The sequence below is a fragment of the Rickettsiales bacterium Ac37b genome (assembly GCA_000746585.2).
Classification (GTDB): domain Bacteria; phylum Pseudomonadota; class Alphaproteobacteria; order Rickettsiales; family Arcanibacteraceae; genus Ac37b.
Window position 1 is genome coordinate 14,033 of record CP009217.2, and the last position, 15,423, is coordinate 29,455.

At 31.0% G+C, this 15,423-nt stretch carries 18 protein-coding genes and 1 tRNA gene; 7 read left to right on the top strand and 12 right to left on the bottom strand.

Translation table 11 applies throughout. From position 1 onward, the window contains the following. Nucleotides 1-187 precede the first annotated feature (187 nt). The gene (locus NOVO_00080) at nt 188-667 is read left to right on the top strand and encodes a hypothetical protein (GenBank protein ID AIL64431.1); all 480 of its coding nucleotides are present in this window, start codon (nt 188-190) and stop codon (nt 665-667) included. Here NOVO_00080 and NOVO_00085 read toward each other — a convergent pair. Together NOVO_00085 and NOVO_00090 are read right to left on the bottom strand one after the other, a co-directional pair. After that, nucleotides 664-972: a hypothetical protein gene (locus NOVO_00085; protein AIL64432.1), complete on the bottom strand. Its 309-nt coding sequence runs from the start codon at nt 970-972 to the stop codon at nt 664-666. The two genes, NOVO_00080 and NOVO_00085, sit on opposite strands and share 4 nt — an antisense overlap. A gap of 152 nt (nt 973-1,124) precedes the next feature. Next, complete coding sequence (locus tag NOVO_00090) at nt 1,125-1,517, bottom strand: Transposase (protein ID AIL64433.1); 393 nt, start codon at nt 1,515-1,517, stop codon at nt 1,125-1,127. A gap of 109 nt (nt 1,518-1,626) precedes the next feature. Here NOVO_00090 and NOVO_00095 point away from each other — a divergent pair, with 109 nt between their 5' ends. After that, complete coding sequence (locus tag NOVO_00095) at nt 1,627-2,133, top strand: hypothetical protein (protein ID AIL64434.1); 507 nt, start codon at nt 1,627-1,629, stop codon at nt 2,131-2,133. A 144-nt stretch (nt 2,134-2,277) separates the two neighbouring features. Further along, a complete protein-coding gene (locus NOVO_00100) occupies nt 2,278-2,670 on the top strand; it encodes a hypothetical protein (protein ID AIL64435.1) in 393 nt (130 codons plus the stop codon). 262 nt (nt 2,671-2,932) lie between these two features. On the opposite strand, the gene NOVO_00105 is transcribed toward NOVO_00100, so the two are convergent. Further along, nucleotides 2,933-3,334, bottom strand: coding sequence for a hypothetical protein (locus NOVO_00105; protein AIL64436.1), 402 nt, complete (start codon nt 3,332-3,334; stop codon nt 2,933-2,935). A 553-nt stretch (nt 3,335-3,887) separates the two neighbouring features. Here NOVO_00105 and NOVO_00115 point away from each other — a divergent pair. After that, nucleotides 3,888-4,523, top strand: a complete 636-nt coding sequence (locus tag NOVO_00115; GenBank protein AIL64437.1) for a hypothetical protein — start codon at nt 3,888-3,890, stop codon at nt 4,521-4,523. Between the two features lie 789 nt (nt 4,524-5,312). Here the strand turns inward: NOVO_00115 and htrA are convergent. Together htrA and NOVO_00125 are read right to left on the bottom strand one after the other, a co-directional pair. Then, entirely contained in the window at nt 5,313-6,311 is a 999-nt protein-coding gene (htrA, locus tag NOVO_00120; GenBank protein AIL64438.1) for a Putative serine protease HtrA, read from the bottom strand. A gap of 120 nt (nt 6,312-6,431) precedes the next feature. After that, a complete protein-coding gene (locus NOVO_00125; protein AIL64439.1) occupies nt 6,432-6,896 on the bottom strand; it encodes a hypothetical protein in 465 nt (154 codons plus the stop codon). A gap of 157 nt (nt 6,897-7,053) precedes the next feature. Between NOVO_00125 and NOVO_00130 the strand changes: the two genes are divergently transcribed. Further along, nucleotides 7,054-7,446 (top strand): Transposase, encoded by a 393-nt coding sequence (locus NOVO_00130; GenBank protein ID AIL64440.1) that lies wholly within the window; start codon nt 7,054-7,056, stop codon nt 7,444-7,446. Between the two features lie 961 nt (nt 7,447-8,407). On the opposite strand, the gene NOVO_00140 is transcribed toward NOVO_00130, so the two are convergent. The 4 genes from NOVO_00140 to yceJ form a co-directional block, all read right to left on the bottom strand. After that, nucleotides 8,408-8,869: a hypothetical protein gene (locus tag NOVO_00140; protein ID AIL64441.1), complete on the bottom strand. Its 462-nt coding sequence runs from the start codon at nt 8,867-8,869 to the stop codon at nt 8,408-8,410. 170 nt (nt 8,870-9,039) lie between these two features. Beyond that, a complete protein-coding gene (locus NOVO_00145) occupies nt 9,040-9,192 on the bottom strand; it encodes a hypothetical protein (GenBank protein AIL64442.1) in 153 nt (50 codons plus the stop codon). A 112-nt stretch (nt 9,193-9,304) separates the two neighbouring features. Next, complete coding sequence (locus NOVO_00150) at nt 9,305-10,636, bottom strand: hypothetical protein (protein AIL64443.1); 1,332 nt, start codon at nt 10,634-10,636, stop codon at nt 9,305-9,307. Between the two features lie 109 nt (nt 10,637-10,745). Continuing rightward, entirely contained in the window at nt 10,746-11,273 is a 528-nt protein-coding gene (gene yceJ / locus NOVO_00155) for a Cytochrome b561 (GenBank protein ID AIL64444.1), read from the bottom strand. A gap of 148 nt (nt 11,274-11,421) precedes the next feature. Between yceJ and aarA the strand changes: the two genes are divergently transcribed. Both aarA and NOVO_00165 read left to right on the top strand, forming a co-directional pair. Further along, nucleotides 11,422-12,720, top strand: coding sequence for a Citrate synthase (aarA, locus tag NOVO_00160; GenBank protein ID AIL64445.1), 1,299 nt, complete (start codon nt 11,422-11,424; stop codon nt 12,718-12,720). Between the two features lie 64 nt (nt 12,721-12,784). Next, nucleotides 12,785-12,861: transfer RNA gene (locus NOVO_00165), tRNA-Met, on the top strand. 473 nt (nt 12,862-13,334) lie between these two features. Here NOVO_00165 and NOVO_00170 read toward each other — a convergent pair. From NOVO_00170 to NOVO_00180, 3 genes are all read right to left on the bottom strand, one after another. Beyond that, nucleotides 13,335-13,643 carry a hypothetical protein gene (locus NOVO_00170; GenBank protein ID AIL64446.1) on the bottom strand — a complete coding sequence of 103 codons (309 nt, stop codon included), beginning with the start codon at nt 13,641-13,643 and terminating at the stop codon, nt 13,335-13,337. Between the two features lie 152 nt (nt 13,644-13,795). Then, the gene (locus NOVO_00175) at nt 13,796-14,188 is read right to left on the bottom strand and encodes a Transposase (GenBank protein ID AIL64447.1); all 393 of its coding nucleotides are present in this window, start codon (nt 14,186-14,188) and stop codon (nt 13,796-13,798) included. Nucleotides 14,189-14,503: 315 nt separating this feature from the next. Further along, complete coding sequence (locus tag NOVO_00180) at nt 14,504-15,349, bottom strand: Ankyrin repeat protein (GenBank protein ID AIL64448.1); 846 nt, start codon at nt 15,347-15,349, stop codon at nt 14,504-14,506. Between the last annotated feature and the right edge of the window lie 74 nt (nt 15,350-15,423).

Consider the following 15,423-nt stretch of genomic DNA (forward strand, 5'->3'; position numbering starts at 1 on the left):
TTTAAATTCCTCCTTTAATTCATAAAAATTCTCTTTTTATAATCATTTACAATAAAATTAAATTTTTATTTTCTCTGTATATAAATATTTAGTTTATTAACTTTAAAACATATTAATATTTAAATCTTTAAAAAATTCAACTATGATTAGAGCATTAATAATTTAATACAACTTTCAGGAGGTATATATGTTGAATCTTCCAATACTGAGTACAATAGCGCTCAGTCCTTATTTTATATCTTCGGCAAGCGCTGCTATAGGATATTTTTTTAGTCCTGTAGGACGTGCCACCAAATGCGAACTAGATTGGAGAGCTAGGGAAAAAGCTGGTAGCGCGAACAAAACTCCAAATTCAGCGTGTGAAGAAGCTTTTAAGTCAAATGGAAATATCCCATTTTTTTGGATGGGCCACTACAGAGCCACTACACCTTCGGATCCTACAGATTTAGGAGGCGTTAAAGCAGTTTTTGCAGATGGTAATATATGTAGCGCAGCCCATGTAGATAAAAAAGGGATGAATATTAAATCACCAGATTGGTATAAAAATCCTATCACTATTAATGAAAAGGGTATATTTAATACCACAGTAAATATGTGTGTTCATGCTGATATGAAGCCTAACTATTTTCAAGCTTTTTTATCTAAAGAAGATTATATAGTCAATTAAGTTGAGAATGGCATAGAGAAGCCATAATCAATAGCATCGCTAAGGTTATTAAAATTAGTAATGATAGGTTTGATTTTAGCTTTTAAATGAGCCCAATATTTTTCAATTGGGTTGAGATCAGGAGAGTAAGGTGGTAAGAATAAAAGTTTACAGCCTATATCTTCTATTAAATTCCTAGTTCTAGCTGACTTATGGAACGTTGCATTATCAAGTATTACAACTTGACCAAATCTTAGTTCGGGCACCAAACACTGACTAACCCACTCGTTAAAAACTTCTGTATTACATGTGCCCTTGAAACACATTGGCGCAATAATTTTCTTCCCAACCTTACCTGCAATAAAGCTTTCTCAATCATGTTTTTTACCTGAGATATCACCATAAACTTTACTTCCTCTGAGACTGTATCCCCAAGAATAGTACAAATAGCTATCAATTCCACTCTCATCAATATAAACTATATCTTCCGCTTTATAGTTTGCGATAGCTGCCAAAAATAATTGCCGTTTTGCTTCATCCCGTTCACGATAGAGTGTGGTCTTTTTTTTCGTGTGATCCCCAAAGTCTTGAATGCCAAACAGATAGCAGCTGTAGACACATTAAAAACCTTTGCAAAATCAGATAATAGCCAATTGCTGTTTTTAGACACCTCGTTTAATAATTTGATTGGATCAAGCTTCTTCCATGGCTTAGCTGCTCGTGTGGCTGCTAAATTCCCGGATTTCGATCTCGATAACCATCTATAAATTGTTCTTTCACCTATGCCAAAAATTCTTGCAGCTTCTTCTCTGGTATAACCTTTATTAACATAGTGAATTACTTTTTTACGTAAATCTAAGGAATATGCCATTGCTTCTACTGTTTTGGGTTTATGAGCTTTTTAATATATCATATATCATGTCTTTATCAACTTAATTTACTATATTTCTGCAAAGGAAGATCAGCTGTTTGGGTTGGGGATGTTAGATTTAATTAAAGAAATACGTGCTCCTATACTTAAAAGTGATCAAGAATTTACTAAGAACTTTCCAGATTGTACATATAATTATGATTTACAAATCGATAATGAAAAGTTTCCTGTAACCACTCACACTAATCCTGTCATAGTGATGAGATGGCAACATGATGCTCCAGGAAAGACAGAAGGTCACTTTCATTGTATAGATGTTGAGTTCAAAAAGGAAGGGGAGCAGTCTGAGAAAGAAGAAGTGAAGCCAAAACCAGATCCTAAGCCTGAACCAAAACCAGATCCTAAACCTGAACCTAAGCCAAAACCTGAACCTAAGCCAGACCCAAAACCACAGCCTAAGCCAACGCCAGATGATGATTGTACTAATAAGTGTAAGATTGACTGTTGTGAGCAGGATTCGTGTTATTCACAACCTAGTGTAGATGTACATGTAAAAGTAAGTTTATCAGGATTACAAGGTCTACATGCTGACTATGATTATTCACATAACTTATAAGGCTTTAAAATTTTATCTAAAATATTAGATAGAGGTATTGCATTATAAGATAATAGATTGGGGAGTTAAAAGCCCCCAATCTCAAGTACTACCGAGTTCAATATCAATTTTATTAATCAAGAAGAACGTAAGGAGGAATAGACAATGGAAGATAATAATAAAGAAGAATTCAAAGATGAAAACACAATGAAAATTGCTGAAAAGAAAGAAGAAGAACACAAAGATGGCCAAACAGGAAAATCTAAAACAGAGGAAGATTGTCCTATTGTTAAGCCAGACCCAAAACCAGAACCTAAGCCAGATCCAAAACCAGAACCTAAGCCAGATCCAAAACCACAGCCTAAGCCAACGCCAGATGATAATTGTTGTAAGCCAAAACCCAAACCAACCCCTGATGATTGTACTAATAAGTGTAAGATTGACTGTTGTGATCAGGATCAATGTCATTCACAACCTAGTGTAGATGTACATGTAAAAGTAAGTTTATCAGGATTACAAGGTTTACATAGTAATCATGATTCTGCACATGATTTATAAGCTTTGAGTTTTGATCTAAAATATTAGAAAAAAACATTGCCTTATAAGATAAAAGATTGGGGGTTTTTTAATCCCCCAATCTGAGTATCAATGAATATTCTTTAAATGATTAATATTATTCTTCATAAGATATAAAATTTTAATAGATTTAATTATTTAATATTCTTTCTCCTTTGCTGGCGTTATTGCACAATTCAATTCAAAGCAAGTAAATGTAAGGGTATAAGGGTATAATGGTATAACACTATCTTATTTACTATCATTAGTTCAATAAATTTGTTCCCTCAGATATAGATGATTTATCACCTATAAAGTAAACATACATACACTCAACCCAATCAGGTAAATTGTCTAGCCATTCTTTTCCATCATCAAAATTACGTACTAAAGGTGTTAATTTATCTATAGATAATACATCAACAAATTGATCTTTTTCCTTATATGCGTGTACTAAAAAACTTATGGTATAATCTTTATTAGTGAATTTAAACCCATGATTAAAGAAAATTGGAGGGTTTAAATGATCATATAAACCAGCAAGTTCTAATACCGTTTTATTATTGTATTCTTCAGGTAATCTACCTGAAATGATATAATTAATATCTCCACAATATGAAGTTTTTGTAGGTTCATGGCACTCTATTCTTCTAGAATTAATATACATATTACCCTCCTTTCTTTTGAGCAATAATTTTACAAAATTAAACTAATGTAATTTTAAAATGCACGTATAATAGTTATTAAAAAAGATTTCGGTATAGAACCTGAGCTTCTTAGTTAGGTATTTGATTCATCATTATTGTTTATTACTCCACTATAATTCAATGAGTGAAGCTGAGAATTTACTGGACTATTTTCATTAGATGGTATTAATATATGGTACATGAAAACCTCCCACATATTATTAATAATATTTAATGTAATTATATCATGGCAAATATTAATTTTTTATTAAAAAAGAGGCATAATTATTAATATATTATGTTTTATAAAATCAAGGCCCAAAGATAAAAATTGTAAACACTTTATGTAGGAAAAAGCTGGAAGCTCAAAATGTTTTGAGAAATTTTGAGGATAAATGAAATTGGATACCATATAATATTTACACCTATCCGAGGAAAACAGACAAATTTTAACAATAAAATTACCAAAAAATATTAGCTTACAATAATTACATTATGATATAATGGGTGATATTGTAGAGAGGGATTACAATCATGACAAAAAATATAGTTATCTTACTTCACGGACTTTCTCTTACCTCTCACTCAATGAAATTCATCGAAAAATCTTTAGAAAAAAAGCACTATATAATAATGAATGTTGACTATCCTTCACGAAAATATTCAATCAAGGAATTAGCTTTAGAATATATTAAACCTGTAATAGACAAATATAGCCATTTTACTAATATAAATTTTGTGACGCACTCTATGGGAGGAGTAATAATAAAGTATTTGTTAGATAATACTACAATAGCTAATTTAGGTAGAGTAGTTATGCTATGTCCTCCTCATAAAGGAAGTGAGTTAGTAGATTTTTTTGAATATAATAAATTTTTTAGATGGTACTTAGGCCCAGCGTGGCTTGAATTGAAAAAACGTAAAGTTGAAGTAGAACTTCCAGAGCAGTTGAGAAATAAAATAGGTATTATAGCAGGTAATAAAGTAATAGACCCTTTCTTTTCACAAAAATTACCTTTGCCTAATGATGGTATAGTATCAGTAGAAAGTGTAGAACTATTTGATACCCCTACTCTTCTTTTACCATGTAATCATTTGAGTATTTTATGGAATAAGGAAGCTAGGAATCAAATCATCAATTTTTTAAGGATTGGTCAATTTAAACAATAATTATTATACATCCACTCAGCAATGCCAAGCAGTAATTAACCCGAATTATGGATAAAAAATAAAAAAAGTAAAGGAATAAAAAGAGTGGAAGTTATTATTCCAAAGATATAAGTTATAGATTATCTAACTGTAACCAAGGAATAATAACATGTGTAAGTATACAACAATTTTTACTATTGGCTGAGATTTTTGTAAAATTTTTGAAGAATGGCAAAAACGTAAATTAATCCCATCCATCAAACAAAGAGATAGGCAAGGCAACTTGAGTCTAAGTGAATGCCTTTCCCTCATGATTTTCTATCACTTTAGCCAGTTTAAAAATTTTAAAATTTATTATCTTACCTATGTAATAGGAAGCAATTTATTCAAAAATCCCATCTGTTATGATCGATTTATCCAAATTATTCCCTCACTTTTTGTACCTCTTGTGATGATGCTCCACTACTTAAGTGGTAAAAAAACAGGAATATATTTTGTGGATTCTAGGTAGTGTCGTCATGAGATAAGTATTGAAATTTATTTAAAAAAATCCTAATAAAGAAATAATAATAGGATTGTAAGTAATGAAAACAGAATCTCACAGAAGACAGGGTTTAAAAGATGTTGTATGGTTAAGCTGTAGTATAAAAAAAAGAGAATAAGTTAAAGAAAGTTAGATAAAAAAGAATATATTTTATACTATAGTAAATTAAGTTGTATTTGGGACTAGGCTAAGAATAAAGAGAAACCTACTTTTTGTTAGGTGCACGAAGAATAACGCCTATGCTAATTCAAATCAAGAAACTATATTTAACGTAAACAACTTATTTTAACTATAGCATTATTAATATCGGAGATATTAGTTTGATTAGTATAATAATTAACTTTATTTTCTTCTAAAAAATATTTTAATGATTTGAGAGGAATGGCTAAGTCATAACCTGTATTTTCAATAACATATGAAATACCAGCACTATTTACTCCTACCACTTTTCCAAAATTATTTATCACTGGTCCTCCACTGAAACCAGGTGAAACAGCTTTTGTTAAAATTAATTTTGAAACTATTTTACGGATACGCCCTATTTTTTCGGATAATTCTTTATTAGGATGAACTAATTTTGCAGCACGTGAAGACAATACTCCAGTTTTACCATCAAATCCCCAAACTTTTAATTCATCCCATTGTTTTAATTTTCTAGATTCAGAAAGTGGCAAGTAAGATAATAGTGTTTTTTCTGATTTCAAAAGGGCTAAATCTTGAAATGGATCACTCGTAACAAGTGTTGCTCTAAAACTATCTTGCTTAGTATCAATAGTTAAACTAGTGCATTCGCTAGCTACATGGTTATTGGTAATTATATAATTGGAATTAATAATAAAGCCACTGCCCATGACACTTTTAGCAAGATTTTGTTCAGAAATTTGTTTTAATTTAGTCATTTTCCATAGCATTGCTTTCGCCATAGAATGTTCTTGATCAGCTGATAATTTATACCATTTTGCAGCTTGATTAAAATCTCTAGATACTAAATTCCCTAAACGATAATATTCTCCCATTCGATATTGCGCTACTTTATGTCCATACGAAGCAGCTTTTTCATAATATTTAAATGCTTCTTGAGAATCAGCTGGCACATTTTTTCCTAAATCATACATTATAGCTAGTTTATATGCAGCCTCCTTATTACCTACAAGGAACAATTTTTGGCATGAAGATAAGTCATGACAAACTTCAGAGGCAATAGCCATATTACTTAAAAATAGCATCATAAAAAAAATAAATTTATTTACTATAAATCTGTACATACTATTCAAGTTCCTATTGATGCAGTCAATTACCTAATTTACTATAATAGTTAGATTTATCCCATAGATAAAATAGCAAAAAACATATATTTTTCTGCTATTCTATATTATGGAATAAAACTAGCTGTTTTTTTCTAACTTATCCACTTTTTCTTCTATCCATGCACGATGTTTTTGTTCATCTTTGAAGAAATTAGCTAATTCTGATTTTAAAGTTATGGGAATATTCTTATAATTATTTAGTCTTTCATATGCACTATTAGTATCATCTTCATTAGTTTTCATAGCTGATAAAATAGACTTGTCACCGAGTAATGAAGAAATTAATACTTTACCTTTAGTAAGAATTTCTTTCATATCGCCTCCTTTAGGAACCTTGAGTCCGTCTACTTTTTCTAAAGCTTTAGTTAAAAAATCTTTATGGCGCTCATGATCGCCTAAGAATTTCTTGAAAGTATCTTTACACTCTTTGTCTTTTAATCTTTCTATAGCAGCTTTATAAGCTTCTATAGCATCGTATTCTAATTCTAACATTTCTTTTAGAGCATCATAAAAATTCACTTGTGTTCCTACAAATGTAGCCATATTAACCTCCCTAATTGAAAATAATATATATAGTAAAAACATTTGAATTTGCGTACGACATCGATCAATGCTCACCCAGTAATTATAGTAAATTAAGTTGATAAAGACATGATATATGATATATTAAAAAGCTCATAAACCCAAAACAGTAGAAGCAATGGCATATTCCTTAGATTTACGTAAAAAAGTAATTCACTATGTTAATAAAGGTTATACCAGAGAAGAAGCTGCAAGAATTTTTGGCATAGGTGAAAGAACAATTTATAGATGGTTATCGAGATCGAAATCCGGGAATTTAGCAGCCACACGAGCAGCTAAGCCATGGAAGAAGCTTGATCCAATCAAATTATTAAACGAGGTGTCTAAAAACAGCAATTGGCTATTATCTGATTTTGCAAAGGTTTTTAATGTGTCTACAGCTGCTATCTGTTTGGCATTCAAGACTTTGGGGATCACACGAAAAAAAAGACCACACTCTATCGTGAACGGGATGAAGCAAAACGGCAATTATTTTTGGCAGCTATCGCAAACTATAAAGCGGAAGATATAGTTTATATTGATGAGAGTGGAATTGATAGCTATTTGTACTATTCTTGGGGATACAGTCTCAGAGGAAGTAAAGTTTATGGTGATATCTCAGGTAAAAAACATGATTGAGAAAGCTTTATTGCAGGTAAGGTTGGGAAGAAAATTATTGCGCCAATGTGTTTCAAGGGCACATGTAATACAGAAGTTTTTAACGAGTGGGTTAGTCAGTGTTTGGTGCCCGAACTAAGATTTGGTCAAGTTGTAATACTTGATAATGCAACGTTCCATAAGTCAGCTAGAACTAGGAATTTAATAGAAGATATAGGCTGTAAACTTTTATTCTTACCACCTTACTCTCCTGATCTCAACCCAATTGAAAAATATTGGGCTCATTTAAAAGCTAAAATCAAACCTATCATTACTAATTTTAATAACCTTAGCGATGCTATTGATTATGGCTTCTCTATGCCATTCTCAACTTAATTGACTATATAATCTCAATCTAATCTGTTGCTATACAACGATCTTTATATGAAATAATTTCATATAATATAGGGATTAAGATTTTTTTATATGAACCACCTAATATCAATTGTTTCTAATGTTTCTAATTGATTTTCCTAGTTACAAGGTCGTGCGATCTAGGGATAATAGTAACTCTCTACAAGGAATATACTTTTTAGTAGCGGATGAAAACTGTTATCTTCTATATACCACTTGTTAGAACCTACTTACTGATTTTATTTTCTATGTAAAGCTTTCCTTTGATTATACCAGTAAACGTATTGAATCTTGAATTTATCATGTTAAAATGCTTAGATAACGATTAGGCTAGTTGCATAATATATTTCCTCATCATGGCAGAAAATATTATGTTTACTAGCCTTTTTTATTTCTTGCTACTTTTTTGTCTGAGAGTAGGACTAATAGTAGGATAGCTTTGAGCTATACTGCGTCCCGAATCCAAATCAATTTACTATATTCTATAAAATAGAGTGAAAGGCAAAGTTATGTGCACTCTCATTATCATTAACAGCTTTTTGAGAAAACTTATTAATTACTTCACTCATCATATTAGCCACCCTACTATTTTCTTCGGTTGGCTTAGGATTAGTATATACCGCTTCCACAATTTTGTTATTTTCTATTCTTATATTATCATATAAGTCAATCAATTCTCCTGTTTTAGGATCAATTCTTTGCACGGTAATTGATCCTGAAAATGGTTTACTACCTTTTGCCATAGGTAAGATACTAAATTGAATTTGTCCACTAGAATTAGCCTGAACTTCTAATTGTAAACAACTTCCATTATTATCTCTAAATTCTAGAATTTCCGAACAAGTATTATTATAGGTAGTCATTTTACATGGTTCTAACTTCTCTAATTCAGTTGCTAACCATTGAGAAACAATGGTTTTATCTTTATTATTTAGAATTTCCATTTGAGCCTTTCCAAATAACTCCTTTATAGAATCATGATTAGCAACATGTACTCCTCGGAAACTTGATTCCTCTTCAGTCTCATAATCTGTTTCAGTACCGCCATAACAGGAAGTAGTTTCAGATAATTTTCTAGCAGTTTTTGGTTTATTTCTATTTATAAACCCAGAAGTTAATTCATTATCACTATCTCGCTATCAGCTTCATGACCGCTCTCATATTCACTAGTTTTAAATTGTTGCATCAAATATTTTCGGTTCTTTAATGCTGCATTTTCTTCCCTAAGTGCATTTGCTGTCTCTTCGGCTTTTTGTGTTTTATTCATTAACTTTTCTATTTCAGATTGATAAGTTATAACGTTCTCTTTAAGAACATTTAATTCTTCGCTTCGAGTGTTTAATACCCTAATTAATTGCTCTCTTTCTTTAGTATGTCTATCAGTAAGTTTGTATTAAGCCTTCTTTATCTTCTAGCTCTAATCTAGCTTTTTCCTGCTCTTGAGTAAGTTTCCTTTGAGTTTCTTCAAGCTTTAGTTTAAGCGGCTCTATTTCTGCCTGTGATGTTTTCTTAGCAGTTTCTAATTCCTGCAGTTCTCTTAATAAGTCCTCTTTCTCTGAGGTGAGATCATGAATATTCCTATCACGGCTACTAATTTCTAACTCTGCAGCACGTAATTGTTCCTCAAATTTTATACTGACCTTCTCTTTTTCTTTCAGCTTATCAGTAAGTTCTTGTATTAAGCCTTCTTTATCTTCTAGCTCTAATCTAGCTTTTTCCTGCTCTTGAGTAAGTTTCCTTTGAGCTTCCTCAAGCTTTAGTTTAAGCGGTTCTATTTCTGCCTTATAAGCTTGAGCTGTTTTATTGGCAGCTATTAACTTTTGTTCAAGTTCTTTGAGTTTTTGTGCTTTTGCTTCAAGAAATTTCAGTTTTTGTTCAGCATCTATAAACTTAAGTTCAAATTTTCTGTCTTCTCTTTTTAATTTATCATTTATAGCCCTTTCTTGTGCTAGCTTTTGCTGCAAATCAGGTATATCTGCTTCAAACAACTTTTTACGAGCTTTTTCAACTTCTTCTACTTGAGTAGTTAAATCAGAAACTTCTTTCTCCTTTCTTCTCAATTGATCAGCTTGTTTTTTATATTTCTGACTTTTTTCTGTTAACTGTTCTGTAAGTTCTGATATTATATTCTCTAATTTTTGTAGATTAGCTGCATATTCTTCATTTTTTTTATCATACATTTCTAAAAGACGATTTATTTCTTGGTGTAAATCGGCTATTTCCCGTGATGAATTTAAAAATTTTGTTGTTTCTTGCTTTTTCATTCTATCTTGGTCTACTATTTCAATATACCTATCACATAAATCTATTAATTCTTTGTGATTATGATTTAGGTCTTCTTTTATTATAGCAGTAAAATCTCTTACTAGATTATGCTGGGAAAGTTTAAGTTTACTTAAACTATTATATGTAAAATTGGATGGATCATGTTTTTGAAAATAAGATTCTAGTTCCCCTAGCAAATAATGTTCAATTAATATACTTAAAATATAAAACAACTTATCTTTTTCAATTTCCTTCGATTCTACCTTATCTATAAATACTTTAATAGCCTCAGTAACATTATTTGATGTTAAAGCATTATATACAGGTAAATACGCTTTACGCTCTTGTGCATTTTGATTGTATTCATCAAAAAATGCCTGAAAAATTACTGGTGATAGCGTGTTTTGTACTAAGTTTTTTTGAGAATTTTTCATGACCTCTACCATTTATTAACACTTTTTTATAATCGTATATTATCATATTAACTAAAATTAATCAAGATTAATTAATTTGAATTAATATTTATAAATGATGGCAATAATTATTAATAAATTATTATTTTTTCCAAGAAATGCGGGCAAGAATTTCTATTTTGTCGTAAAATTGGTGTTTAATAAAAGCAGCTATATGTAAAAAAATAAAGAGAGCAAATATATAAGGAAATGTATGATGTATTTTCATGAGAAATGTACCATAATTTTCATTACGTACTACAAATAGCGGTATTTCTGTATTAAAAAACGCTACTGGGTATCCATAGAACATTGATCCTAAAAACCCTGCTACCGGTATAATGATCATAAATAAGTATAATATATAGTGTGTACACAAAGATAATTTTTTTAATATAGTAGAAACTTCATTGGGCAATACAGGTACATTAGTAAAAGTTCTTATGCTTAATCGAAGCAATATCAGAATCAAAAATGTAACACCTATAGATTCATGGAGTAGATAAAAAAATGGCTTCAAAGTGTTTTGATCACTCATCTTGGTCATAGCTATACCTAAAAAAAACATAATAATTACTAAAATCGCCATAATCCAATGCAAAATTCTTAGGTGATAACTATATTTTTCCATAGAAAACTCCTCAATCTTTAGTTATATATTATTTATATCATATACACGTGAAGTTTAATACAATATTATATAATATTTATGATTTAATGAAAAATTAAATATATTTATAGATCATTGAAGTTATGTAGGAATTTTATAGGAGCAAAATATGGTCTCTGATAAACCAGTAAAAGTAAAATTAGTTATCGATAGTAAGGAAATTGAATTACCAATTATACAAGGTAGCGAACATCCTGATGTAATAGATGTTACAAAATTATATAGTCAATCAGGGATGTTTACTTATGATCCTGGATTTATGTCCACAGCCTCTTGCTCTTCACATATGACTTATATAGATGGTGAAAAAGGTATTTTGATGTATAGAGGATACCCTACTCCACAATTAGCTGAAAAAAGCGATTTTATGGAAGTAGCTTATTTATTACTTAATGGAGAACTGCCTAACAACCAAGAGAAAGTTAATTTTTGTAATAAAATAAAACATCATACTCTTGTACATGAACAATTACAATTTTTACTTAGAGGATTTCAAAGAAACTCACATCCTATGGCTATCATGGTGGGCGCTGTTGCCTCTTTATCTGCATTCTACCATGATAGTTTAGATATTAGCGATAATGCACAAAGAGAGCTTGCAGCTTATAGAATGATTGCAAAAATGCCTACACTCGCCGCTATGGCTTATAAATATTCGATAGGTCAACCATTTGTTTATCCCAAAAATGAGCTTGATTATGCTTCAAATTTTTTACATATGATGTTTTCTGTCCCAAGTGAAGAATATAAAATTAATCCTGTATTATCTAAGGCAATAGATAAAATTTTTATATTACATGCCGATCATGAACAAAATGCCTCCACTTCTACAGTAAGATTAGCTGGATCTTCTGGAGCTAATCCTTTTGCCTGCATAGGAGCTGGTATAGCATCACTCTGGGGCCCAGCCCATGGTGGCGCTAATGAAGCAGTAATTAATATGCTTGCAGAAATACAATCTCCGGATCGAATTAATCAATATATTGAAAAAGCTAAAGATAAAAATGATCCATTTAGGCTTATGGGCTTTGGACATCGGGTTTACAAAAATTATGATCCACGAGCAACAGTACTTAGAACCACATGTCAAGAAGTCTTAAGTGCTCTTGGTATGTCTGATGATCCTATGTTAGAAATAGCTATGGAGTTAGAGCATATTGCTTTAAACGATGAATATTTTATTGAACGCAAGCTTTATCCTAATGTAGATTTTTACTCTGGTATTATTTATCGTGCTATGAAAATTCCACCACAAATGTTTACGGTATTATTTGCTATAGCACGAACTGTCGGCTGGGTAGCTCAATGGAAAGAAATGATTGAAGATCCTGAATATAGAATCGGTAGACCACGCCAATTATATATAGGCCCTAAACAACGTGATTTTGTTCCTATTGAAAAAAGGTAATTTTTCTTAAAAAACTAGTTGCCTTTTATAATCTAGTATAGTAAACATAGTAACTCGCTATTACCGCGGGGTGGAGCAGCCCGGTAGCTCGTCAGGCTCATAACCTGAAGGTCGTCAGTTCGAATCTGGCCCCCGCAACCAAGAAAATCCTTAGTCTCTGAGAAATTACAAATTTTTACTTTTTATTTAGTGTCGCATTTTCTAATTGCCGCTATTATGTGATTAAACTTTTTTTAAAATTATACTTTAACACCGTTGACCACTAATAGTAGGAGAGCTTTGAGCTATAGCAAAAGCAATTTAAAACAATACGAGGCACGAAGCGTAGAAATACTATTGTAGACAACGGACAACAAAGTAATATTTAAATTGCCACAGCTATAACCGCCTCCGCAAATTCAAATCAATTTACTATAATTCGTAAATTTAAATTTATAAAAACTATAGATAACTTTTACTGCTAAATATTAAAGATTTTTAATAAGAAAATTATATTTTATTCTTTGTAAAATAAATAAAAATATAATATATAACATATATTTGTATCACATAAAATTAAAAGGTTATAATGTTTGTTAACACTTTAGAAACTCTATGTTATTTATTATAGTCAATTAAGTTGAGAATGGCATAGAGAAGCCATAATCAATAGCATCGCTAAGGTTATTAAAATTAGTAATGATAGGTTTGATTTTAGCTTTTAAATGAGCCCAATATTTTTCAATTGGGTTGAGATCAGGAGAGTAAGGTGGTAAGAATAAAAGTTTACAGCCTATATCTTCTATTAAATTCCTAGTTCTAGCTGACTTATGGAACGTTGCATTATCAAGTATTACAACTTGACCAAATCTTAGTTCGGGCACCAAACACTGACTAACCCACTCGTTAAAAACTTCTGTATTACATGTGCCCTTGAAACACATTGGCGCAATAATTTTCTTCCCAACCTTACCTGCAATAAAGCTTTCTCAATCATGTTTTTTACCTGAGATATCACCATAAACTTTACTTCCTCTGAGACTGTATCCCCAAGAATAGTACAAATAGCTATCAATTCCACTCTCATCAATATAAACTATATCTTCCGCTTTATAGTTTGCGATAGCTGCCAAAAATAATTGCCGTTTTGCTTCATCCCGTTCACGATAGAGTGTGGTCTTTTTTTTCGTGTGATCCCCAAAGTCTTGAATGCCAAACAGATAGCAGCTGTAGACACATTAAAAACCTTTGCAAAATCAGATAATAGCCAATTGCTGTTTTTAGACACCTCGTTTAATAATTTGATTGGATCAAGCTTCTTCCATGGCTTAGCTGCTCGTGTGGCTGCTAAATTCCCGGATTTCGATCTCGATAACCATCTATAAATTGTTCTTTCACCTATGCCAAAAATTCTTGCAGCTTCTTCTCTGGTATAACCTTTATTAACATAGTGAATTACTTTTTTACGTAAATCTAAGGAATATGCCATTGCTTCTACTGTTTTGGGTTTATGAGCTTTTTAATATATCATATATCATGTCTTTATCAACTTAATTTACTATAGTATAGATAAAAATTCGCTTAATAAGATATTAACGCAAATTACAAAATAATTTTTTAATATGCAAGTAGAGCGTCGTTACGGGAGAACTTATATACTATAGTAAATTGATTTGAATTTGCGGAGGCGGTTATAGCTGTGGCAATTTAAATATTACTTTGTTGTTCGTTGCCTATAATAGCATTTCTACGCTTTGTGCATCATTCCTATCTACCATCCTCCAACTGACAAAACTATACTATATTACTCAATTGAGGGATAGGAGGGCTTTTTCTTTTCAGGGAATTTTTCTCTCAAGATTTTATCTACAAAACCTACTTCAAGTTTGGATTCGTTATTGTTTGATATTATGGTCATAGCTTTTAATACACATCTTCTATCATAGTCTAATAACCCATCTTTAGTATCATCAAGTAGGTGTAAAATACTATTCATTGCTGGCTCAGGGAATAGCATTATAATTGTTTTACTACTAAGTATCAAATTATGAATCTTTTGAGCAAATACTTGCATACTGCATAGAGTGTTAATCGCCATAGTAGGAAATTCAATACTCACATTCATAAACTTTTGAATAAGCTCTATACTATTTTCTAGAATCTTACCTGAGTAATAGTATAAATTCTTATGCTCTTTTATCATTGCCCATTTCTCAGGTACTAAACTAAGTAGAAATTGTATAATAGGTTTATTAATTACATTTTTAAATATTTCCTCATTTTTTGCACCAATCATTTCTTTCTGTTTTACTTGATTTGGGGTTGATTTAAGTAATAATTCTAAGATTTTTATATGACCATTTTTTGCTGCAAGTCTAAAAGCATCATCATTATACTCATGAATCATTCTCTCTCTGTCTGCGGCATTGGGTGTGAGTTCCAGCAATAGTTGTAGTACTTCTCTATGACCATTCCTTGCTGCAAGTCTAAAAGCCTCATCATGAGCAGCATGAATCATCTGTTTTCTTACTGCTGCATCTGGTATTTCTTCTATCAATAGTTTTAGTGACCATAATTGACCATTACTTGCTGCATCAAGCAATCTCTGAGTATGCTGAGGATTTATCATAGAAAAATTTTGATTTACCATATATGTCCTGGGATTTTTATATTTTATTAATATAACAAGTATATATATTTATTTACTATTTTTTTATAATAGTA